20 protein-coding genes are annotated in these 22,833 nt (G+C 71.4%); 16 read left to right on the forward strand and 4 right to left on the reverse strand.

The annotated features are described in order from the left end of the window. Positions 1-48: 48 nt before the first annotated feature. From pdxT to EJG53_RS34070, 10 genes are all read left to right on the forward strand, one after another. Positions 49-639, forward strand: coding sequence for a pyridoxal 5'-phosphate synthase glutaminase subunit PdxT (gene pdxT, locus EJG53_RS34025; RefSeq protein ID WP_125048126.1), 591 nt, complete (start codon positions 49-51; stop codon positions 637-639). Positions 640-743: 104 nt separating this feature from the next. After that, the gene (locus EJG53_RS34030; protein WP_030999447.1) at positions 744-1,496 is read left to right on the forward strand and encodes a YebC/PmpR family DNA-binding transcriptional regulator; all 753 of its coding nucleotides are present in this window, start codon (positions 744-746) and stop codon (positions 1,494-1,496) included. A 150-nt stretch (positions 1,497-1,646) separates the two neighbouring features. Then, positions 1,647-2,273, forward strand: a complete 627-nt coding sequence (gene ruvC, locus EJG53_RS34035) for a crossover junction endodeoxyribonuclease RuvC (RefSeq protein WP_125048127.1) — start codon at positions 1,647-1,649, stop codon at positions 2,271-2,273. Then, entirely contained in the window at positions 2,270-2,890 is a 621-nt protein-coding gene (gene ruvA, locus EJG53_RS34040; RefSeq protein ID WP_030999445.1) for a Holliday junction branch migration protein RuvA, read from the forward strand. The genes ruvC and ruvA overlap by 4 nt, the downstream gene beginning before the upstream one ends. A gap of 142 nt (positions 2,891-3,032) precedes the next feature. Further along, positions 3,033-4,133: a Holliday junction branch migration DNA helicase RuvB gene (ruvB, locus tag EJG53_RS34045; protein WP_371858820.1), complete on the forward strand. Its 1,101-nt coding sequence runs from the start codon at positions 3,033-3,035 to the stop codon at positions 4,131-4,133. A 162-nt stretch (positions 4,134-4,295) separates the two neighbouring features. Then, positions 4,296-4,856: a preprotein translocase subunit YajC gene (yajC, locus tag EJG53_RS34050; RefSeq protein WP_125048128.1), complete on the forward strand. Its 561-nt coding sequence runs from the start codon at positions 4,296-4,298 to the stop codon at positions 4,854-4,856. Positions 4,857-5,006: 150 nt separating this feature from the next. After that, complete coding sequence (gene secD, locus EJG53_RS34055) at positions 5,007-6,779, forward strand: protein translocase subunit SecD (protein WP_125048129.1); 1,773 nt, start codon at positions 5,007-5,009, stop codon at positions 6,777-6,779. A 1-nt stretch (position 6,780) separates the two neighbouring features. After that, entirely contained in the window at positions 6,781-7,923 is a 1,143-nt protein-coding gene (gene secF, locus EJG53_RS34060; protein WP_125048130.1) for a protein translocase subunit SecF, read from the forward strand. Then, positions 7,920-8,468, forward strand: coding sequence for an adenine phosphoribosyltransferase (locus EJG53_RS34065; RefSeq protein ID WP_125048131.1), 549 nt, complete (start codon positions 7,920-7,922; stop codon positions 8,466-8,468). Before secF ends, EJG53_RS34065 begins: the two co-directional genes overlap by 4 nt. 220 nt (positions 8,469-8,688) lie before the next feature. Continuing rightward, positions 8,689-11,214, forward strand: a complete 2,526-nt coding sequence (locus tag EJG53_RS34070) for a RelA/SpoT family protein (protein WP_030999435.1) — start codon at positions 8,689-8,691, stop codon at positions 11,212-11,214. 130 nt (positions 11,215-11,344) lie between these two features. Here EJG53_RS34070 and EJG53_RS34075 read toward each other — a convergent pair whose 3' ends face one another. Both EJG53_RS34075 and EJG53_RS34080 read right to left on the reverse strand, forming a co-directional pair. Beyond that, positions 11,345-12,577, reverse strand: a complete 1,233-nt coding sequence (locus tag EJG53_RS34075; protein ID WP_030999434.1) for a DUF349 domain-containing protein — start codon at positions 12,575-12,577, stop codon at positions 11,345-11,347. A 252-nt stretch (positions 12,578-12,829) separates the two neighbouring features. Then, positions 12,830-13,654 carry a peptidylprolyl isomerase gene (locus EJG53_RS34080; RefSeq protein WP_125048132.1) on the reverse strand — a complete coding sequence of 275 codons (825 nt, stop codon included), beginning with the start codon at positions 13,652-13,654 and terminating at the stop codon, positions 12,830-12,832. Positions 13,655-13,809: 155 nt separating this feature from the next. On the opposite strand from EJG53_RS34080, the gene EJG53_RS34085 reads away from it, so the two are divergent. The 5 genes from EJG53_RS34085 (at position 13,810) to EJG53_RS34105 (ending at position 18,806) form a co-directional block, all read left to right on the forward strand. Further along, positions 13,810-14,529: an MBL fold metallo-hydrolase gene (locus EJG53_RS34085; protein WP_125048133.1), complete on the forward strand. Its 720-nt coding sequence runs from the start codon at positions 13,810-13,812 to the stop codon at positions 14,527-14,529. Between the two features lie 11 nt (positions 14,530-14,540). Continuing rightward, positions 14,541-15,803 (forward strand): histidine--tRNA ligase, encoded by a 1,263-nt coding sequence (gene hisS / locus EJG53_RS34090; protein ID WP_125048134.1) that lies wholly within the window; start codon positions 14,541-14,543, stop codon positions 15,801-15,803. 208 nt (positions 15,804-16,011) lie between these two features. Beyond that, entirely contained in the window at positions 16,012-16,656 is a 645-nt protein-coding gene (locus EJG53_RS34095) for a vitamin K epoxide reductase family protein (protein ID WP_125048135.1), read from the forward strand. A gap of 88 nt (positions 16,657-16,744) precedes the next feature. After that, positions 16,745-18,100, forward strand: coding sequence for a replication-associated recombination protein A (locus EJG53_RS34100; protein ID WP_030023490.1), 1,356 nt, complete (start codon positions 16,745-16,747; stop codon positions 18,098-18,100). A gap of 190 nt (positions 18,101-18,290) precedes the next feature. After that, the gene (locus EJG53_RS34105) at positions 18,291-18,806 is read left to right on the forward strand and encodes a 2,4'-dihydroxyacetophenone dioxygenase family protein (RefSeq protein WP_125048136.1); all 516 of its coding nucleotides are present in this window, start codon (positions 18,291-18,293) and stop codon (positions 18,804-18,806) included. A 106-nt stretch (positions 18,807-18,912) separates the two neighbouring features. On the opposite strand, the gene EJG53_RS34110 is transcribed toward EJG53_RS34105, so the two are convergent. Then, positions 18,913-19,671 (reverse strand): DUF2470 domain-containing protein, encoded by a 759-nt coding sequence (locus EJG53_RS34110; protein WP_125049780.1) that lies wholly within the window; start codon positions 19,669-19,671, stop codon positions 18,913-18,915. A gap of 185 nt (positions 19,672-19,856) precedes the next feature. Between EJG53_RS34110 and rpsD the strand changes: the two genes are divergently transcribed. Next, positions 19,857-20,468 (forward strand): 30S ribosomal protein S4, encoded by a 612-nt coding sequence (gene rpsD, locus EJG53_RS34115; protein ID WP_030023487.1) that lies wholly within the window; start codon positions 19,857-19,859, stop codon positions 20,466-20,468. A gap of 59 nt (positions 20,469-20,527) precedes the next feature. Here rpsD and EJG53_RS34120 read toward each other — a convergent pair whose 3' ends face one another. After that, positions 20,528-22,801, reverse strand: a complete 2,274-nt coding sequence (locus tag EJG53_RS34120; RefSeq protein WP_125048137.1) for an ATP-binding protein — start codon at positions 22,799-22,801, stop codon at positions 20,528-20,530. Between the last annotated feature and the right edge of the window lie 32 nt (positions 22,802-22,833).

Here is a 22,833-nt window from a genome sequence, read left to right on the forward strand (position 1 = left end):
GACGGGCGCCGAGGGCGCGAAGACGGCGAGCGGGAGAACGACGGACGGATGAGTACCCCTACCATCGGCGTGCTGGCCCTCCAGGGCGACGTGCGTGAGCATCTGACGGCGCTGGCGACGGCGGACGCCCTGGCCCGGCCGGTGCGCCGGCCCGAGGAACTGGACGGTCTGGACGGCCTGGTCATACCGGGCGGTGAGTCCACGACCATGTCCAAGCTGGCGGTGGTCTTCGGGATGCTGGAGCCGCTGCGGGAGTTCGTGCGCTCCGGCAAGCCGGTCTACGGGACGTGTGCGGGCATGATCATGCTGGCCGACAAGCTGCTGGACGGGCGCGCCGACCAGGAGACGCTGGGCGGCATCGACATGATCGTGCGCCGTAACGCCTTCGGGCGGCAGAACGAGTCGTTCGAGGCGGCGGTCGAGATGGCCGGCATCGGCGGCGGAGCGGTGCAGGGCGTCTTCATCCGGGCGCCCTGGGTGGAGTCGACGGGGGCCGCCGTCGAGGTGCTGGCGTCGTACGACGGGCACACGGTGGCGGTCCGGCAGGGTAACGTCCTTGCCACGTCCTTCCATCCGGAGCTCACGGGCGACCATCGGGTGCACGCGTACTTCGTGGACATGGTGCGCACCGGCGCGTAGTGGTCCGCCGCGGGTCGGGCGCCGTGTGTGCGGCGGCCCGATCCCGTCCCGGTAGGATCTGTGGCGTTCGTTTCTCAACCTGGTTACGCGAAGGAGACAGGCGGATGTCCGGCCACTCTAAATGGGCTACGACGAAGCACAAGAAGGCCGTGATCGACGCCAAGCGCGGCAAGCTCTTCGCGAAGCTGATCAAGAACATCGAGGTCGCGGCGCGCACCGGCGGCGCCGACGTCGATGGCAACCCGACCCTCTTCGACGCCATCCAGAAGGCGAAGAAGAGCTCGGTGCCGAACAAGAACATCGACTCCGCGGTCAAGCGCGGCGCGGGCCTGGAGGCCGGCGGCGCCGACTACGAGACGATCATGTACGAGGGGTACGGCCCCAACGGTGTCGCGGTGCTCATCGAGTGCCTCACCGACAACCGCAACCGCGCCGCCTCGGACGTGCGGGTCGCGATGACCCGTAACGGCGGCTCGATGGCCGACCCCGGCTCGGTGTCGTACCTGTTCAACCGCAAGGGCGTGGTGATCGTCCCCAAGGGCGAGCTGTCCGAGGACGACGTGCTCGGCGCGGTCCTGGACGCGGGTGCCGAGGAGGTCAACGACCTCGGTGAGTCCTTCGAGGTGCTCAGCGAGGCCACCGACCTGGTCGCGGTGCGCACCGCTCTCCAGAAGGAGGGCATCGACTACGACTCGGCGGACACCAACTTCGTGCCGACCATGCAGGTCGAGCTGGACGAAGAGGGCGCCCGCAAGATCTTCAAGCTGGTCGACGCGCTGGAGGACAGCGACGACGTGCAGAACGTCTTCGCCAACTTCGACGTGTCCGACGAGGTCATGGCGAAGGTCGACGCCTGACAGGCGGTCAACTGCGGCGGTGACGGGCCGGCGGGGACACACCCCGTCGGCCCGTCCTGCGTTGTCAGTGGCAGCGGATACTGTGCTGATCAGCGGGTCGAGGCCCGCGGAGAACGGTTGGACCCAGGGGAGAAGTGGGGGGGAGCGGCGATGAAGGTGCTGGGCGTGGACCCGGGGCTGACACGCTGCGGTGTCGGCGTGGTCGACGGCGTCGCGGGCCGCCCGCTGACGATGGCCGGCGTCGGCGTCGTGCGGACGCCCGCCGACGCGGACATCGCGCACCGCCTGGTGCTCATCGAGCGCGGTATCGAGGAGTGGCTCGACGAGCAGCGGCCCGACTGCGTAGCCGTCGAGCGGGTCTTCAGCCAGCACAACGTCCGTACGGTCATGGGCACGGCCCAGGCCAGCGCGGTCGCCATGCTGTGCGCCGCGCGCCGCGGACTGCCCGTCGCGCTGCACACTCCCAGTGAGGTCAAGGCCGCCGTGACCGGGTCGGGCCGCGCCGACAAGGCGCAGGTCGGCGCGATGGTCACCCGGCTGCTGCGGCTGGACGCTCCGCCCAAGCCGGCCGACGCGGCGGACGCGCTGGCGCTGGCCATCTGCCACATCTGGCGCGCGCCCGCCGTCAACCGCCTCCAGCAGGCGCACGCCGCCAACCGGCTCCAGCAGGCACAGGCGGCCGCCCGCGCGCGCCCGGCGCCCGCTCCCGTCCGACGTACTCCCGCACGCGCACCCGGGCCGCGGCCCGGGACACCCCAGAAGGGCACCACCCGATGATCGCCTTCGTCTCCGGCCCGGTCGCGGCCCTGGCTCCGGACACCGCCGTCGTGGAGGTGGGCGGCATCGGCATGGCCGTGCAGTGCACGCCCGGCACCCTGTCCGGGCTGCGCGTCGGCCAGCAGGCCAAGCTGGCCACCTCCCTGGTCGTACGGGAGGACTCGCTCACCCTGTACGGCTTTGCCGATGACGACGAGCGGCAGACGTTCGAACTGCTGCAGACCGCTAGCGGCGTGGGCCCGCGGCTGGCGCAGGCCATGCTCGCGGTGCACTCCCCGGACACGCTGCGCCTCGCCGTCGCCAACGGTGACGAGAAGACGCTCACGGCCGTGCCCGGCATCGGCAAGAAGGGCGCCCAGAAGCTCCTGCTGGAGCTGAAGGACCGGCTCGGGGCGCCCGTCGGCACGGGCGGCGCGGGCGTCGGCAGTGCCGTGACGGCCGGGTGGGGCGACCAGTTGCACGCCGCGCTGATCGGCCTGGGGTACGCGACCCGGGAGGCCGACGAGGCGGTGTCCGCGGTCGCGCCGCAGGCCGAGGCGGCGGTCGCCGAGGGCGGCACGCCGCAGGTGTCGCAACTGCTCAAGGCGGCCCTCCAGTCGCTGAACCGGGCGCGGTGAGCCCGGTGCACCGCACGGTGAGCGCAGGCCGCCGGGCCGGGCGGGACCCGGCGGCCCCCGGCCGTACGCCCGGCCACCCCCGTAAGAACCGCGACGCGAAGCCGGCCGACCCGGCCGGTACGACCACGTGAGGCAGGACGCAGTGAACTGGGACGAGCCCACCGAGACCGCGGCCGGACCGCCCCCGGGCGGCACGGCCGAGTGGCCCGACCGGCTGGTGGGGTCCGACGCGGACGGCGAGGACACCGCGGTCGAGGCCGCGCTGCGCCCCAAGGACCTGGACGAGTTCGTGGGCCAGGAGCGGGTGCGCGAGCAGCTCGACCTGGTGCTGCGCGCGGCCCGCGCCCGGGGTGCCACCGCCGACCACGTCCTGCTCTCCGGCGCCCCCGGCCTGGGCAAGACCACCCTCTCCATGATCATCGCCGCCGAGATGGGCGCCCCGATCCGCATCACCTCGGGCCCCGCCATCCAGCACGCCGGCGACCTGGCCGCGATCCTGTCCTCCCTCCAGGAGGGCGAGGTGCTCTTCCTCGACGAGATCCACCGGATGTCCCGGCCCGCCGAGGAGATGCTCTACATGGCCATGGAGGACTTCCGCGTCGACGTCATCGTCGGCAAGGGCCCCGGCGCCACCGCCATCCCCCTGGAACTGCCGCCCTTCACCCTGGTCGGCGCCACCACCCGGGCCGGTCTGCTGCCCCCGCCGCTGCGCGACCGCTTCGGCTTCACCGGCCACATGGAGTTCTACGCCCCCGGCGAACTGGAACGCGTCATCCACCGCTCCGCCGGACTGCTCGACGTGCACATAGAGGCCGAGGGCGCCGCGGAGATCGCCGGACGCTCCCGCGGCACCCCGCGCATCGCCAACCGCCTGCTGCGCCGCGTCCGCGACTACGCGCAGGTCAAGGCCGACGGCGTGATCACCCGGGAGACCGCGGCGCAGGCCCTGGACGTCTACGAGGTCGACGCCCGCGGCCTGGACCGCCTGGACCGCGCGGTGCTTACCGCGCTGCTCAAGCTGTTCGGCGGCGGACCGGTGGGGCTGTCCACCCTGGCGGTGGCGGTGGGGGAGGAGCGTGAGACCGTCGAGGAGGTCGCCGAGCCGTTCCTCGTACGCGAGGGCCTGCTCGCCCGTACCCCCCGGGGCCGGATCGCCACCCCCGCCGCATGGACCCACATGGGGCTGACACCGCCCCAGCAGCAGGCGGGCGGAGCCGGACAGCAGGGCCTGTTCGGGGCGTGACGGCGCGGGGACTCGCCGGGTCAGGAACTGCGGTGCCATGCTGGGCGTTGTTCCACCGGTGCGGACTCGCTTAGACTCCGCCGATGCCGACCGTATGGTCCGGCATTCCCACCCCCGTATACCAGACCGCGGACTTGCGGTCGTGCGAAGGATTTCCGTCCCGTGAGTATCGTGACTCTCCTCCCCTTCATCGTCCTCATCGGGGCCATGTTCCTGATGACCCGGTCCGCCAAGAAGAAGCAGCAGGCGGCCGCGCAGATGCGCGACGAGATGCAGCCCGGCACCGGCGTCCGGACGATTGGGGGCATGTACGCCACCGTCAAGGAGATCCACGACGACACCGTCCTCCTGGAGGTGGCCCCCGGCGTGCACGCCCTCTACGCCAAGAACGCGGTCGGCGCGGTCCTCCCGGACGAGGAGTACAACCGCATTCTCGACGGCGCCGAGGGCGGCAAGGACGGCGCGATCGTGCCGGACGACGCCTCCTCGCTGACCGAGGGCACCCCGGCCGCTGACCAGGCCGACGCCGGCGACAAGCCCGCGAACCTGGACAAGTCGCCGAAGGCCGACCTGGCGAAGGGCGAGCCCGCCGCCGACGCGAAGGACGCCGCGAAGGCCGGGGACGCGGCCGGTGCCGAGGCCGCCGAGGGCGCCAAGAGCGGTGCGCAGGCCGACAAGGCCGACCAGGCCGAGAAGAAGGACGGCGGCGCCGACGCGAAGTAGCCCCGCCCCGACGGAACCGCGGAGCACCCTTCGAGCGGTGCACCGCGGTTCCGGGACGGTTTAGGCTCCGGCGGGGGCAACGTCCCCACTACACTTCGTGGCCGCTCGGCAGGCACCGAGCCGGGCGGTTGGACAGGGAGATACGAGAAGGTGGCAGCACCGAAAAAGGGCCGCAGGTCTCCTGGGGGCCAGGGAAGGCCGGGGCGCACCCTGGTCCTGATCTTGATCGCCATGGTGGCGCTGGTCGGCGGGATGTTCCTCTCCGGCAGCTCGACGCCCCGGCTGGGCATCGACCTCGCCGGCGGTACGAGCTTCACGCTGGAAGCCCGTAACCAGCCCGGCAAGCCCAACGCGATCAACGAGACCAACATGAACACCGCCGCGGGCATCATGGAGCGGCGTGTCAACGGGCTCGGTGTGTCCGAGGCCGAGGTCCAGACCCAGGGCACCAACCACATCGTCGTCAACATCCCCAAGGGGACGGACGCGAAACAGGCCCGCCAGCAGGTCGGTACCACCGCTCAGCTCGGCTTCCGGCCGGTGCTGACCACCACCGCCGGTGCGAAGACACCGTCGACCAGCCCGAGCCCCACCCCCTCCGCGAGCGGCAAGGGCGACGACGGCAAGAAGGACGGGAAGGACGACGGCAAGCAGGGCGACAAGCCCGGCACGAAGCCGACGCCCACCTCCACGACCCAGGGCCGCGCCGTCACCGACGCGCTGAAGAAGGGTCCGTCCGACCCGCCGAAGGCGTCCGGCAGCAGCACGCCCGCGCCGAGCGGCACCCCGCAGCCGTCCACCGGCGCCGACGAGATCCCGGCCGCGCTGCAGAAGCAGCTCGCCGACCTGGACTGCACCACCAAGCAGTCGCGCGCGGCGGCCGGTGAGAAGGCCGCCGGCGTGAAGCCGAGCGACCCGGTCGTGGCCTGCAAGGACGACGGCTCGCAGAAGTACGTGCTGGGCCCGGTCGGTGTCGAGGGCACCGACGTCAAGGACGCCTCCGCGGTCTTCGACAGCCAGCAGGGCCAGGGCTGGATCGTCCAGATGGACTTCACCGGCGCCGGCGGCAAGAAGTTCGCCGACATCACCGGCAAGCTGGCCGCCAAGACCCAGCCGCAGAACCAGTTCGCCATCGTGCTGGACGGCGCGGTCGTCTCCGACCCGCGGGTCAGCCAGCGGCTCAACGGCGGCAGCGCCACCATCTCCGGCGGCTTCACCCAGCAGACCGCCGAGGACCTGGCGAACATGCTGTCCTACGGCGCCCTGCCGCTCTCCTTCAAGATCGCCGACGAGACCACGGTCACCGCGGCGCTCGGCGGCGAGCAGCTCCAGGCGGGCCTGATCGCGGGCGCCATCGGCCTCGCGCTGGTCATCGTCTACCTGGTCGCCTACTACCGCGGTCTGGCGCTGGTCGCGCTGGCGAGCCTCGCGGTCTCCGCGGTCCTCACCTACGCGATCATGACGTTGCTGGGCCCGGCCATCGGCTTCGCGCTGAACCTGCCGGCCGTCTGCGGCGCCATCGTCGCCATCGGCATCACGGCCGACTCCTTCATCGTCTACTTCGAGCGCATCCGGGACGAGATCCGCGAGGGCCGCACCCTGCGCCCGGCCGTCGAACGCGGCTGGCCGCGCGCCCGGCGCACGATCCTGGTCTCCGACTTCGTGTCGTTCCTGGCCGCGTTCGTGCTGTTCATCGTCACCGTCGGCAAGGTGAAGGGCTTCGCGTTCACGCTGGGCCTGACCACCCTCCTCGACGTCGTGGTGGTCTTCTTCTTCACCAAGCCGCTGATGACACTGCTCGCCCGGCGGAAGTTCTTCGCCAACGGCCACCCGTGGTCCGGTCTGGACCCCAAGCGCCTGGGCGCCAATCCGCCGCTGCGCCGCCGTCGTACCACCGCTCCCACCGAGACGAAGGAGGCGTGAGATGTCGAAGCTCGGCAACATCGGCGCCCGGCTCTACCGCGGTGAGGTCGGTTACGACTTCATCGGCAAGCGGAAGATCTGGTACGGCATCTCGATCCTGATCACCATCACGGCCATCGTCGGCCTGGCGGTGCGCGGCCTGAACATGGGCATCGAGTTCTCCGGCGGCGCGGTCTTCACCACCCCGAAGACGTCCGTCTCCGCGTCGGAGGCGGAGCACAAGGCCGAGGCCGCGGCGGAGGGCCACCAGGCCACCGTCCAGAAGCTCGGCAACGGCGGCCTGCGCATTCAGATCAGCGAGCTGGACACCCAGCAGTCGCTGCCGGTGCAGGAGGCCCTGGCCAAGGACCTGGACGTCCCGGTCAAGGACATCAACACCCAGCTCGTCGGCCCGAGCTGGGGTGAGGAGATCGCCAACAAGGCCTGGCTGGGCCTGGGGATCTTCATGATCCTGGTGGTGATCTACCTCGCCATCGCCTTCGAGTGGCGGATGGCGCTGGCGGCCCTGATCGCGCTGATCCACGACCTCACGATCACGGTCGGCGTGTACGCGCTGGTCGGCTTCGAGGTCACCCCGGGCACCGTCATCGGTCTGCTGACGATCCTCGGTTACTCCCTCTACGACACCGTCGTGGTCTTCGACAGCCTCAAGGAAGCGTCGAAGGACATCGGGAAGCAGACCCGCTTCACCTACAGCGAGCTGGCCAACCGCAGCATCAACTCGACCCTGGTGCGTTCCATCAACACCACGGTCGTGGCGCTGCTGCCGGTCGCCGGACTGCTCTTCGTCGGTGGCGGTGTGCTCGGCGCCGGGATGCTCAACGACATCTCGCTCGCCCTGTTCGTCGGCCTCGCGGCCGGTGCGTACTCCTCGATCTTCATCGCGACCCCGCTGGTCGCCGACTTCAAGGAGCGCGACCCGGCGATGAAGGCGCTGGCCAAGCGGGTGCGTGCGAAGCGCGCCGCGGCCGCCGCCAAGGCCGACGCGCCGGAGCAGCAGGAGTCCGCGCAGAACGTCGCTGACGAGGATGTCCCGCAGGACGCGGAGGGCGACGAGGACGCCGCAGGCAGCATGGTCGGCCAGCGCAACCAGCCCGCCTCCCGCAGCCGCGGCCGCGGCCGTCCGTCGGGCAAGCGCCGATGAGCGCCCCCGACGGCCTGCGGGAGCTGCTGCTCAACCGGATCGCGGACGTGCCGGACTATCCGAAGCCGGGCGTGGTGTTCAAGGACATCACGCCGCTGCTGGCGGACCCGGCCGCCTTCGGCGCGCTGACCGACGCGTTCGTGTCGCTGTGCGAGCGGTACGAGGCCGACAAGGTCGTGGGCCTGGAGGCGCGCGGGTTCATCCTGGCCGCTCCGGTGGCCGTACGGGCCGGCATCGGCTTCGTCCCCGTACGCAAGGCGGGCAAACTGCCCGGCGCGACGCTCCGCCAGGCGTACGACCTGGAGTACGGCACGGCCGAGATCGAGATACACGCGGACGCGGTCGCGGTCGGCGACCGGGTGCTGGTGATCGACGACGTGCTGGCCACCGGCGGTACGGCCGAGGCGTCGCTGGAGCTGGTCCGGCGGGCCGGGGCCGAGGTCGCCGGTGTGGCGGTGCTGATGGAGCTGGGTTTCCTGGCCGGGCGGCAGCGGCTGGAGCCGGGCCTGAAGGGCGCTCCGCTGGAGGCGCTGATCACGGTCTGACGGGCCTGCGGGCCGTGCGGACGGCGGTGGCCGAGCCGTCTCCGTACGCGCGGAATTCCGCAAAGAGCGAGCAAAAGGGCATCCGGAACAAACCCGGATGCCCTTTTGCTGTCATGTACGGACCCCGGCGGCCGCGGAAGAGCCGGAGCGCCGAGCTCGATACCATGGCAGCCCGACCCGTTCGTGGTCTTGTGGTCCGGACCCCCTTTGAGGAGTGCTCTTGCCAGACGAGGCCCAGCCGCTTTCTCCCGGACTCCGCCCGGGGGCGTCGCCGTCCGCCCATCCGGACCAGCCCGGCCCCGCGGACGCGGCTGCCTCGGGTGCGCAGAGCTCGGGTGCGCAGAAGAACAGCGAGGGCAACGGCGTGCCCAGGTCGCAGCCGCCCGCCGTCCGGCCCGCCGCGTCCCCCGTACCGGCCGCCAAGCCCACGCCGCCCGTCTACACCGGCCGTACCGGCTCCTCCAACCGGGTACGGGCCCGCCTCGCGCGCCTGGGCGTGCAGCGGCAGAGCCCGTACAACCCGGTCCTGGAACCGCTGCTGCGGATCGTGCGCAGCAACGACCCGAAGATCGAGACCGCCACCCTGCGGCAGGTGGAACGCGCCTACCAGGTCGCCGAGCGCTGGCACCGCGGCCAGAAGCGCAAGAGCGGCGACCCGTACATCACCCACCCGCTCGCGGTGACCACGATCCTCGCCGAGCTGGGCATGGACCCGGCCACCCTCATGGCGGGCCTGCTGCACGACACCGTCGAGGACACCGAGTACGGCCTGGACACCCTGCGCCGCGACTTCGGCGACCAGGTCGCCCTGCTGGTGGACGGCGTCACCAAGCTGGACAAGGTCAAGTTCGGCGAGGCCGCGCAGGCCGAGACCGTGCGCAAGATGGTCGTGGCGATGGCCAAGGACCCCCGGGTCCTGGTGATCAAGCTGGCCGACCGGCTGCACAACATGCGCACCATGCGCTACCTCAAGCGCGAGAAGCAGGAGAAGAAGGCCCGCGAGACGCTGGAGATCTACGCTCCGCTGGCGCACCGCCTGGGCATGAACACCATCAAGTGGGAGCTGGAGGACCTCGCCTTCGCGATCCTCTACCCCAAGATGTACGACGAGATCGTGCGGCTCGTCGCCGAGCGCGCCCCCAAGCGGGACGAGTACCTGGCCATAGTGACCGACGAGGTCCAGGCCGACCTGCGCGCGGCGCGCATCAAGGCCACCGTCACCGGCCGGCCGAAGCACTACTACAGCGTCTACCAGAAGATGATCGTGCGAGGCCGCGACTTCGCCGAGATCTACGACCTGGTGGGCATCCGCGTCCTCGTCGACACCGTCCGCGACTGCTACGCGGCGCTCGGCACCGTCCACGCCCGGTGGAACCCGGTCCCGGGGCGGTTCAAGGACTACATCGCGATGCCCAAGTTCAACATGTACCAGTCGCTGCACACGACCGTGATCGGTCCCAGCGGCAAGCCGGTCGAGCTGCAGATCCGTACGTTCGACATGCACCGGCGCGCGGAGTACGGCATCGCCGCGCACTGGAAGTACAAGCAGGAAGCCGTGGCCGGCGCGTCCAAGGTGCGGACCGACGTACCGAAGAACAAGGCCGACGGTCAAGACACGGTCAACGACATGGCGTGGCTGCGCCAACTGCTGGACTGGCAGAAGGAGACCGAGGACCCGGGCGAGTTCCTGGAGTCGCTGCGCTTCGACCTGTCCCGCAACGAGGTCTTCGTCTTCACGCCGAAGGGTGACGTCATAGCGCTGCCCGCCGGCGCCACCCCCGTGGACTTCGCCTACGCGGTGCACACCGAGGTCGGCCACCGGACCATAGGCGCCCGCGTCAACGGGCGGCTCGTCCCGCTCGAATCGACCCTCGACAACGGCGACCTCGTGGAGGTCTTCACCTCCAAGGCGCCCGGCGCCGGCCCCTCCCGGGACTGGCTCGGCTTCGTGAAGTCGCCGCGCGCCCGCAACAAGATCCGCGCGTGGTTCTCCAAGGAGCGCCGCGACGAGGCCATCGAGCAGGGCAAGGACGCCATCGCCCGCGCGATGCGCAAGCAGAACCTGCCGATCCAGCGCATCCTCACCGGGGACTCGCTGGTCACGCTCGCGCACGAGATGCGCTACCCGGACATCTCGTCCCTGTACGCCGCCATCGGCGAGGGCCACGTCACGGCGCAGAGCGTCGTGCAGAAGCTGGTCCAGGCGCTCGGCGGGCAGGACGAGGCGACCGAGGACATCGCCGAGTCCACCCCGATCCGGCCGCGCTCCAAGCGGCGCTCCAGCGCCGACCCGGGCGTGGTGGTGAAGGGCGTCGACGACGTGTGGGTGAAGCTGGCGCGCTGTTGTACGCCGGTGCCGGGCGACCCGATCATCGGCTTCGTGACCCGCGGCAACGGCGTCTCGGTGCACCGCGCCGACTGCGTCAACGTCGACTCGCTGTCCAAGCAGCCGGAGCGCATCCTGGACGTCGAGTGGGCGCCCACCCAGTCCTCGGTCTTCCTGGTCGCCATCCAGGTCGAGGCGCTGGACCGGTCCCGGCTGCTGTCGGACGTCACCCGCATCCTGTCCGACCAGCACGTCAACATCCTGTCCGCGGCCGTCCAGACGTCCCGCGACCGGGTGGCGACCTCCCGCTTCACCTTCGAGATGGGCGACCCGAAACATCTTGGGCACGTCCTGAAGGCGGTCCGGAGCGTGGAGGGCGTGTACGACGTGTACCGCGTGACGTCGGCACGCAGGCCCTGATCTGCGGCTAAACCGCCGCCGCTCTCGCGGAGGTGGTTTCTCGCCGTAGGGGTTCCTCAATCGATGGTCGCTCTTCGAGGCACGAGAAAGCCCCGGTACAAGCGCTGTACCGGGGCCCTCGTACTACGGCCTACTTACCGCCGAACTCCTCAAGCCCCTTCAGCGCCTGGTCCAGCAGCGCCTGGCGGCCCTCCAGCTCGCGGCCGAGCTTGTCGGCCTTGGCGTCGTTGCCGGCCGCGCGGGCCGCGTCGATCTGCTTCTGCAGCTTGTCGACCGCGTCCTGGAGCTGCCCGGTCAGACCCGCGGCGCGCGCCCGCGCCTCCGGGTTCGTCCGGCGCCACTCGGCCTCCTCGGACTCCTGGATGGCGCGCTCGACCGCGTGCATCCGGCCCTCGATCTTCGGGCGGGCGTCCCGCGGCACATGGCCGATGGCCTCCCACCGCTCGTTGATCGAACGGAACGCGGCCCGCGCCGCCTTCAGGTCCGAGACCGGGAGCAGCTTCTCCGCCTCGGCGACCAGCTCCTCCTTGCGCGTGAGGTTCTCCCGCTGCTCGGCGTCGCGCTCGGCGAACACCTCGCTGCGCGCCTGGAAGAAGACGTCCTGGGCGCCGCGGAAGCGGTTCCACAGGTCGTCCTCGTGCTCGCGCTGGGCGCGGCCCGCGGCCTTCCAGTCGGCCATCAGCTCGCGGTAACGGGCCGCGGTGGGCCCCCAGTCCGTCGAACCGGACAGCGCCTCGGCCTCCGAGACCAGCCGCTCCTTGGTCTTGCGGGCCTCCTCGCGCTGCGCGTCCAGCGACGCGAAGTGCGCCTTGCGCCGCTTGGAGAACGCCGAGCGGGCGTGCGAGAAGCGGTGCCACAGCTCGTCGTCCGCCTTGCGGTCCAGCCGCGGCAGCCCCTTCCAGGTGTCCACCAGGGCCCGCAGCCGCTCGCCGGCCGCCCGCCACTGCTCGCTGGCCGCCAGCTCCTCGGCCTCGGCGACCAGCTTCTCCTTGGCCTGCCGGGCCTCGTCGCTCTGCCGCGCCTTCTGCGCCTTGCGCTCCTCGCGGCGCGCCTCGACATCGGTGACGAGCTGGTCCAGCCGCTTGCGCAGCGCGTCCAGGTCACCCACCGCGTGGTGTTCGTCCACCTGCTGCCGCAGGTGGTCGATCGCGGCCGTCGCGTCCTTGGCCGACAGGTCGGTGGTCCTGACCCGCCGTTCGAGGAGGCCGATCTCGACGACCAGGCCCTCATACTTGCGCTCGAAGTAGGCGAGGGCCTCTTCGGGAGTTCCCGCCTGCCACGATCCGACGACCTGCTCGCCGTCGGCGGTACGCACGTACACGGTCCCCGTCTCGTCGACGCGGCCCCATGGGTCGCTGCTCACAGCGCCTCCTCCACATGATGCCGACGAGAGCGCGTCGCCCCCCGGCATCGTCCACAGTTTCTGTCCGGCGGGGCAGCGCCCCGGCCGGTCCGACGGGTGTCTTGCGGGTGCGGGTGGCAGCCGTCGGAGCAGGCACCCTACACAACGCCAATCTAGGCGACCGGCGGGCCGGCTGTCCGCATCCAGCACGACCGAAATTTGCGGTTCGCCCACCGCGGCGGCGCCTCCGGCGTGCCCGGGGGCGCACCCGGGTCAGGTTTTGGTGACGGTCGCCCGGTCGATCACCACCGTCGCGTTGGGTGCGGTGTTGCCCGTCGACGGATCGGGCGTCGAGCCCGCCCCGGCGATCTTCTTCAGGACGTCCATGCCCTCGGTGACGGTGCCGAAGGGCGTGTAGTTCGGGGGCAGCTTGCTGTCCTGGTAGACGAGGAAGAACTGGCTGCCGCCGCTGTTACGGGTCTTGTCGCTCTTGCCGTCGTAGCGGTTGGCCATCGCGACCGTGCCCGCCGGGTAGATGTCGCCCTTGAGCTTCGGGTCCTTCAGGTTCTCGTCCGGGACGGTGTAGCCGGGGGTGCCCGCGCCGGTGCCGGTCGGGTCGCCGCACTGGAGGACGTAGATGCCCTGGTCGACCAGCCGGTGGCACTTGCTGTGGTCGAAGAACTTCTCGCCCGCCAGGAACGCGAAGGAGTTGACGGTGTGCGGCGCCTTGGCGGCGTCCAGTTTGATGCCGATGTCGCCGCAGGTCGTCTGCAGCTTCATCGCGTACGCGGCGGAGGTGTCGACGGACATCTCCGGTTCCTTCTTCCAGGTCTTCTTGGACGGCGAGCCCGGGGCCGGCTTGCCGCACGGGTCGGCGGCCTTGCTCGGGCTGGGCGCCGCCGCGTCGACCGTGTCGTCACCGCCCGTCAGCCCGACCGAGGCGTACGCGGCCGCGCCGGCGGCCAGCGCGACCGCCACGGCCGCCGCGACGATCACGTTGCGGCGCTTGGTCTTGCGCCGGGCCGCGGCACGCCGCTGCTGCTGGCGCTCGTACTTCTCGCGGGCGAGCTGCCGCCGCCGCTGATCGCTGCTGACCACCGGTCGTCTCCTAGGTGTGCGCTGAGGTCTGCCGTGGGCCGTACCGTATACGGGTTCGCCCGGGTGGGAGTCCCGCCGGTAGGCTCTTCAACAGCCGAAATCTTCCGGATCGCCGCCGGTGATCCGTCCGCCGCTGTCGAATGTTGAGGACGAACGTGCTCATTGCCGGGTTCCCCGCCGGGGCCTGGGGGACCAACTGTTACCTGGTCGCCCCGGCCGCGGGTGAGGAGTGCGTGATCATCGACCCGGGCCACCAGGCCGCCCAGGGCGTCGAGGAAGCACTCAAGAAGCATCGGCTCAAGCCCGTCGCCGTCGTCCTCACCCACGGGCACATCGACCACGTCGCCTCGGTCGTCCCGGTGTGCGGCGCGCACGACGTGCCCGCCTGGATCCACCCCGCCGACCGCTACATGATGAGCGACCCGGAGAAGGCCCTCGGCCGCTCCATCGGGCAGCAGCTCATGGGCGAGCTGACCGTGGGGGAGCCGGACGACGTCAAGGAGCTGGGCGACGGCGCGAAGCTGGAGCTGGCCGGGATGGAGTTCTCGGTCGCGCACGCCCCGGGCCATACCAAGGGGTCGGTGACCTTCCGGATGCCCGGGCAGGCGGACATTCCGCCGGTCTTCTTCTCGGGCGACCTGCTGTTCGCCGGCTCCATCGGACGTACCGACCTGCCGGGCGGCGACCACGCCGAGATACTGCGGTCGCTGGAGCGGGTGTGCCTGCCCCTCCAGGACGAGACCGTCGTACTGTCCGGCCACGGCCCCCAGACCACCATCGGCCGCGAGCGCGCCACCAACCCGTTCCTGCGGGAGGTGGCCGCCGGCCTCGGAGACGGCGCACCGCACAGCCCGGCTCCGCGACGAGGAATGTGACGAGAACTTCCGTGAGCACCTTCAAGGCCCCCAAGGGCACCTACGACCTGATCCCGCCGCAGTCCGCCACCTACCTGGCGGTCCGCGACGCGATCTCCGGACCCCTCAAGCGCTCCGGTTACGGCTACGTCGAGACGCCCGGATTCGAGAACGTCGAGCTGTTCGCACGCGGCGTCGGCGAGTCCACCGACATCGTGACCAAGGAGATGTACGCCTTCGAGACCAAGGGCGGCGACAAGCTCGCGCTGCGCCCCGAGGGCACCGCCTCGGTGCTGCGCGCCGCCCTGGAGGCCAACCTCCACAAGGCGGGCAACCTTCCCGTCAAGCTCTGGTACTCCGGCTCGTACTACCGCTACGAGCGCCCGCAGAAGGGCCGCTACCGCCACTTCTCCCAGGTCGGCGCCGAGGCCATCGGTGCCGAGGACCCGGCGCTGGACGCCGAGCTGATCATCCTGGCCAACGACGCCTACCGCTCGCTGGGCCTGCAGAACTTCCGCATCCTGCTCAACTCGCTCGGCGACAAGGAGTGCCGTCCCGTCTACCGGGCGGCCCTCCAGGAGTTCCTGTACGGGCTCGACCTGGACGAGGACACCCGCCGCCGCGCCGAGATCAACCCGCTGCGGGTGCTCGACGACAAGCGCCCCGACGTGCAGAAGCAACTGGTGGGCGCGCCGCTGCTGCGCGACCACCTGTGCGAGGCGTGCAAGGCGTACCACGAGCAGGTGCGCGAGCTGCTGACCGCGGCGGGCGTCGCCTACGAGGACGACCCGAAGCTGGTACGCGGCCTGGACTACTACACCCGTACGACGTTCGAGTTCGTCCACGACGGCCTCGGCTCGCAGTCCGCGGTCGGTGGCGGCGGACGCTACGACGGCCTGTCCGAGATGATCGGCGGCCCCGCGCTGCCCTCGGTGGGCTGGGCGCTCGGCGTGGACCGCACGGTGCTGGCCCTGGAGGCCGAGGGCGTCGAGCTGGAGCTGCCCGCGAGCACGGCCGTCTTCGCCGTGCCGCTCGGCGAGGAGGCCCGGCGGACGCTGTTCGCCACCGTCACCGAGCTGCGCCGGGCCGGGATCGCCACCGACTTCGCGTACGGCGGCAAGGGCCTGAAGAACGCGATGAAGTCGGCGAACCGCTCGGGCGCCCGCCTCGCGGTCGTCGCCGGTGAGCGGGATCTGGCCGAAGGTGTCGTACAGCTCAAGGACCTGGAGAGCGGCGAGCAGACCCCGGTCGCGCTGGACTCGGTGGCCGAAGAGGTCCGCCGCAGGCTCGGCTGATCCCGGCCGCCTCTGTACGGGGCCGCCGTCGTCGTGTAGAGACCCCCTTCCGGCCGTCCGCCGCGCTGTCCGCGCGGTGGCTCGGAAGGGGGTCTTTATGCGCATCGAACAGTGGCCGGGTGTCCGGTTGGGGCAGAATGAGGGCCCGGCGCGCGCCAGTTGGAACGCGCCGCCCGCTCACTCCCCACGGCACCGACGGAACGGCGATATGACGACGACAGCGCTTGACGACGTGTCCACCGGCGACGATCACCCGGGCCGCGGCGGCGGCCCGACCGGCTCGGGACGGGGCCTGGCCTGGCTGCTGGTCATCACCAGCGCCCTGGGGCTGCTCGCGGCCTGGGTGATCACCATGGACAAGATCGAGCTGCTGAAGGACCCCAACTTCAAGCCGGCCTGCAGCCTGAGCCCGATCGTCTCCTGCGGCAGCGTGATGCAGAGCCCGCAGGCCGAGGTCTTCGGCTTCCCCAACCCGGTCGCCGGCCTGATCGCCTTCGGCGTGGTCATGGGGATCGGCGTCGGGCTGCTCGCCGGGGCCCGCTACCGCGCCTGGTACTGGATCGGCCTGAACATCGGCACCCTCGCCGGCGCCGTCTTCTGCATGTGGCTGATGTCGCAGTCGCTGTACGTCATCAACTCGCTGTGCCTGTGGTGCACGCTGACCTGGTGCGTCACCATCCTGATGTTCTGGTACACCACCGTGCACAACCTCAAGCACGGCATCATCCCCGCGCCGGCCGGCCTGCGGAAGGCCGTGCTGGAGTTCCACTGGGTCGTGCCGGTGCTCTGGTACGGCGTGATCGCGCTGCTGATCCTCACCAAGTGGTGGTCGTACTGGAGCTCGCTGATCTGAGGCCGGTCCGGGCCTCGACGATGCCGCCGGGCGGCCGGGAAACCGGCTCCCCGGCGGCATTGTCAGTGCGGTGAATTAGGCTCTCAGCGTGGAGCCCGACCTGTTCACCGCCGCTGCCGAAGACCGCCAGGAGAAAGACCCCACCGGGTCACCCCTCGCCGTACGGATGCGTCCGCGCACCCTCGACGAGGTGGTCGGCCAGCAGCATCTGCTCAAGCCAGGATCGCCGCTGCGCCGCCTGGTCGGCGAGGGCAACGGCGGGCCCGCCGGCCCGTCCTCCGTCTTCCTGTGGGGGCCGCCCGGCATCGGCAAGACCACCCTCGCGTACGTGGTCAGCCAGGCGACGAACAAGCGCTTCGTGGAGCTCTCCGCGATCACCGCGGGCGTCAAGGAGGTCCGGGCCGTCATCGACGGCGCGCGCCGTGCCTCGGGTGGCTACGGCAAGGAGACCGTCCTCTTCCTCGACGAGATCCACCGCTTCAGCAAGGCACAGCAGGACTCCCTGCTGCCCGCCGTCGAGAACCGCTGGGTGACGCTGATCGCCGCCACCACCGAGAACCCGTACTTCTCGGTGATCTCCCCGCTGCTCTCCCGCTCCCTCCTGCTGACGCTCGAACCGCTCACCGACGACGACCTGCGCGGCCTGCTCAAGCGCGCGCTGACGGACGCGCGGGGCCTGGCCGGCGCGGTCACCCTGCCCGAGGACACCGAGGCGCACCTGCTGCGCATCGCGGGCGGCGACGCGCGCCGGGCGCTCACGGCCCTGGAGGCGGGGGCCGGGTCGGCCATCTCCAAGGGGGAGAAGGAGATCACCCTCCAGACGCTGGAGGAGTCCGTCGACCGGGCCGCGGTCAAGTACGACCGGGCCGGTGACCAGCACTACGACGTCGCCAGCGCGCTGATCAAATCGATCCGCGGCTCCGACGTGGACGCGGCGCTGCACTACCTCGCGCGGATGATCGAGGCGGGCGAGGACCCGCGGTTCATCGCCCGCCGGCTGATGATCTCGGCGAGCGAGGACATCGGGCTCGCCGACCCGTCCGCCCTGCAGACCGCGGTGGCCGCGGCCCAGGCCGTCGCGCTGATCGGCTTCCCGGAGGCCCGGATCACGCTCAGCCAGGCCACGATCGCGCTGGCGCTGGCCCCCAAGTCCAACGCGGCCTACCTGGCGATCGACGCGGCCCTCGCGGACGTACGGGCCGGACTGGCGGGCCCCGTGCCGTCGCATCTGCGCGACAGCCACTACAAGGGCGCCGAGAAACTGGGCCACGGCAAGGGCTATCAGTACCCGCACGACCTGCCCGGCGGGATCGCGGCCCAGCAGTACGCGCCGGACGAGGTCCACGGCAAGCGGTATTACGCGCCTACGCGGTACGGCGCGGAGGCGCGGTACGCGGATGTGACGGACCGGGTACGGGGCCGCTTGCGCGGCGAGGAACCGTAAAAACGCGGGTGCGTGGGCGGGGCGGTTGAGTGTCGGGTGCGGGTTGCTCGTGGCTGAGGGCCGTCCTCAAGCGCCGGACGGGCTGATGCTTGCCGACCGGAAGGCGACTGTTGCGCCGGGGCGGGGGAGCCGACCATGGCTGTGCCTGGGCGTTCGCTCAGGGGTCTGCGCCGACGGGAAGGGTTCCGCCATGACGATCAGCTCGGATCCGGGAGCGGACAGCTTGGCCGAGACCGAAGCGCGGCTCGACCGGCGCCGGGACCAGTACGCGCTGCCCGAAGGGCACATCGCGGCGGCGGACTCGCCCTGGATCCCGTTCGCCCCGCAGGTGATGATCAAGCATCTGACGTTCGACATCCGCAGCAGCTCGGCCGCGAACGTCCTGTGGGTGCAGGCGGGCGGCGTGCTGGGCCGGCACCGCCATCGCGGCCCGGTCTCGGGCTATGTGCTCGACGGTAGCTGGCGCTACCTGGAGTACGACTGGGTCGGCCGCCCCGGCGACTTCGTCCGGGAGAGTCCGGGCCGTACCCACACCCTGGTCTCCGACGAGGGCATGAAGACCGTCTTCTGGCTGAACGGGCCGGTGGAGTTCCTCGACGAGCGGGACCGGGTGACGGAGGTGATCGACGTCTTCTGGTTCATCGACCACTACGAGCGGGGCTGCGCGGAGCAGGGCATTCCGGTCAACCGGGCGCTCTATCTGTGACATCGGGATCTGTGACGTCAGGATCCGGCAGCAGGGCTACCGCACGGCTTCCCGATCGCCGGACGGGCCGGGTGCCGGCCCGTCCGGCGGGGAGCGGCTCCCGTGGTCATCCGGACGCGGCCGCGTCGAAGAGGGTGTGCATGGCGCGGCGGAGTTCGACGACGTCGCGGACGGGTTCCGGGAAGTCGAAGCGGGCGTCGAACGAGCGGTGCGCGTCGTCGGTGAAGCGCACCCGCAGGCCGAAGCGGTCCAGGGCCACCGGTACGGCCCGGTCGCGGAAGTCGCACGCGCGCTGCGAGCGGTCCCCGAGCAGCGTGCACAGACCGCGGACCTGGTCGCTGTGGGCCGAGTGGAGGTGCTGGAGCAGCTCCGCCTCGTGGTCCGCCAGCGGGTCGGGTTCGGCCCGGGCGAACTCGTCCGGCTCGATGGCCTGGGCGCCCCACAGGTCGTCCACGGCCGCCTCGCCGACCTCCATGCGCAGCATCATCCACGCGGGCCGTCCGAACATGCCCGGCGGCGGGTCCGGCTGCAGGGCCTCGCCGATGCCGAGCAGCTCGCCGACCGGGTGCCGTTCGGCGAGCAGCATGGCGGCGCGGGCGCGGTCCTCGTTGCGTACGGGAGTGAGCCAGCCCGCGACCCAGGCCCGGCCGCGGATGCGGTGCGGCACCGAGACGGGTGCCACGTCGGTGATCTCCATCACGGCGGTCAGGTCGTCGTCCTGGGCGTGGGCGGCGGCCCTGGCGGCCGCGGAGTCCCCGGGGACCAGGAGGAGCACGTCACCAGCACTGGTGACCGTACGGCATACTGGGGACGAGAGTCCGGCGTCGTCGGGGTCCTCGATTCCGGGGATGCTCAGCGAGGCCATACCATTGGACTCGACGAGGGTGCGTACGCGCTCGGCGGCGGCTGGCTGCTGGGCGTCTTCCACGGGACGCGGCTGACCCGTCCCGGTGCTCTGACCAGCACCGGGCAGGGGGATCCCAGGTCGAAACATGCGTTCTCCTCGAAGTAAGGTAAGCCTAACCTAACCTACACGGAGGTCCGTTCCACGTGAACCAGTCGCGTCCCAAGGTCAAGAAGTCGCGCGCTCTCGGCATCGCCCTGACGCCGAAGGCCGTCAAGTACTTCGAGGCCCGTCCCTACCCGCCCGGCGAGCACGGCCGTGGCCGCAAGCAGAACAGTGACTACAAGGTCCGTCTGCTGGAGAAGCAGCGTCTGCGTGCGCAGTACGACATCAGCGAGCGCCAGATGGCGCGTGCCTACGACCGCGCTCGGAAGGTCGAAGGCAAGACCGGCGAAGCGCTGATCATCGAGCTTGAGCGCCGTCTGGACGCGCTCGTCCTGCGTTCGGGCATCGCCCGGACGATCTACCAGGCCCGTCAGATGGTCGTCCACGGCCACATCTCGGTGAACGACCGCAAGGTCGACAAGCCGTCCTTCCGCGTCCGTCCCGACGACGTCGTGATGGTCCGCGAGCGCAGCCGCGAGAAGCACCCCTTCCAGGTCGCGCGTGAGGGTGGCTACGCCCCCGACGGCGAGACCCCCCGCTACCTGCAGGTCAACCTGAAGGCCCTGGCGTTCCGCCTGGACCGTGACCCGCAGCGCAAGGAGATCCCGGTGATCTGCGACGAGCAGCTCGTCGTCGAGTACTACGCCCGTTGATCCAGGCGTAGGCACCGCACGGATCGGTCCGCGCGCCCCGCGCGCGGACAGCCGCGTGCTCAGCCCGTCGTCTCCCCGCCGCTCGCGGTGGGGGAGGTGGCGGGTTCGCTGTTTTCCGGGCGCGGCCCCGGCGCCGTGGCCCGCGGGCCCGGTACGGCGCCGTCCGGCCGCGCGCCCCCGTTCCCACTCCCGCCGCCACTGCTGTCGCTGCCGCTCAGAATCCGGGCGACCGTCGCGTCCAGGTCGAGCCGGGCGCCGGCCCGCACGCAGCGCTCGTACCGCTCCGCCCCCAGCAGCTCCCGCGCCTGCTCCTCGCAGAGCTGGTGCGGCTGGTTGTAGTAGCGGGAGCCGAACAGCGGCAGCCCTACCGAGGGCCAGATCCGCCCGGCGGCCCCCTGGAGCAGCGCCGCCTCCGCCGGATCGCCTTCGCCGAGGGTGACCAGCGCCAGCAGCTCGACGGCCAGCACCGCGCCCAGCAGGTCGTGGAAGGCGTGGTCGATGGCGAGACACTCCTCCAGCAGCGCGCGCGCCCGCGCCGCCTCGCCGCGGTTCCAGGCCGCGTAGGCCAGTACGAACAGCGCGTACGCCAGGGCCCACCGCTCCCCGTGGTCGTCGCAGACCTGCCGTACGTCCTCGCACAGCCGCACCGCCTCCGCGATGTCGCCCTGGAAGGCCACCGCCATCGCCAGTTCGACCTGTGCCATCAGTACGTTGCTGTTGAGCTCGCCGATGTCCCGGTAGCGGGAGAGCGCGTCGCGCAGCAGCCGCTCGGCGCGCGGCATGTCGTCGCGGACCAGCGCGAGGCAGCCGGTGCGGTGCACTGCGTACGCGGCCGCGGTGGCGTTGCCCGCGCGCTCCGCCTCCTCGCCGCACTCCCGCAGCGCGCCCAGCGCGCCGACCGCGTCGCCCTGGAGCACCGCCACGTACCCGGCCACCCACAGCGCTTTGAGGCGTGCGTCGTCGTGCTCGCTGTCCAGCTCCAGGGAGCGGTCGAGCCAGTGCCGCCCTTCCGAGAGCCGGCCGCAGCCGACCCAGTAGAACCACAAGGTGCCCGCCAGGTACTGGCCCAGGTGCGCGTCTCCAGGGCTGTCGAGGCTGTATTCCAGGGCGATCCGCAGGTTGGGCAGCTCGCACTCGATACGGGCGGCGACCTCGGCCTGCCGAGGACTGAACCAGTCCAGCTCGCACCAGGTGGCCAGGCCCACGTACCAGTCGCGGTGCCTGCGGCGCAGCCGCTCGACGTCGCCCAGCGCTTCCAGCCAGCCGACGCCGTACTCCCGTACGGTGTCCAGCATCCGGTAGCGCAGGCCCGCCGGGGTCTCCTCCCGTACGGCCACGGACTGGGCCACCAGTTCACCGAGGACGTCGAGCAGTTCGTCCGCGGGCAGGTCGGGGCCGGAACAGATGTACTCGGCGGCGTCCAGGTCGAACTGCCCGGCGAAGACGGAGAGCCGTGCCCACAGCAGGCGCTCCGCGGGGGTGCACAGCTCGTGACTCCAGCCGATCGTCGTCCGCAGGGTCTGGTGGCGTGCCGGAGGGGCGCACTGCTCAGGGAAGGCCGGGGGAGCGGTGCGGGTGCCCCCGGTCAGCAGCCGGAAGCGGTCGTCGATCCGGTGCAGCAGTTGTTCCACCGACAGGGCCCGCAGCCGCCCGGCGGCCAGTTCCAGGGCGAGCGGGATGCCGTCGAGCCGCCGGCACAGCTCGGCGACGGCGGCCTCGCCGTCCGCGTCGGTGCGGAAGCCGGGGACGACGGCGGCGGCGCGGTCGTGGAAGAGGGCGGCCGCGTCCGGGCCGTCCATCGGCGGCAGCGGCAGGTTCTGCTCGCCGGGCAGCCCGAGCGGGCGCCGGCCCGCCGCCAGGACCCGCAGGCCGGGCGCCCGTCGCAGCAGGTCGGCGGCGAGCGCGGCGCAGTCGTCGACCAGGTGCTCGTACCCGTCCAGGACGAGCAGCAGCTCACGTCCGGCGAGGTGGTCGCGGAGCGCGGCGCGCGGCGGCCGGCCCGTGTGGTCGGCGAGGCCCAGCGCTTCGGCGACGGCGTGGTCCAGCAGGCCGCCGTGGCGCAGGGCGGCCAGCTCGACCAGCCACACCCCGTCGCAGAAGCGATCCTGCAAGATCGCTGCGGCCTGGGTGGCGAGCCGGGTCTTCCCGGCCCCGCCGACACCGGTGACCGTCACCAGCCGGGCGGACTCCAGGTGACCGGCGAGCGCGGCGAGTTCACCGCCGCGGCCGACGAACCGGGTCAGCTCCGCGGGCAGGTTCCCGGGCACCCGCAGGCGCGCGGCGAAGGGGCGGGGAACCCGGGAGAGGGGATCGGGGCGCATCGGGCGTCGCATGGAACACGGAGCGTACTCGCAGGTGTGCGCAC

This window comes from Streptomyces chrestomyceticus JCM 4735, assembly GCF_003865135.1.
GTDB classification, from domain to species: Bacteria; Actinomycetota; Actinomycetes; order Streptomycetales; family Streptomycetaceae; genus Streptomyces; species Streptomyces chrestomyceticus.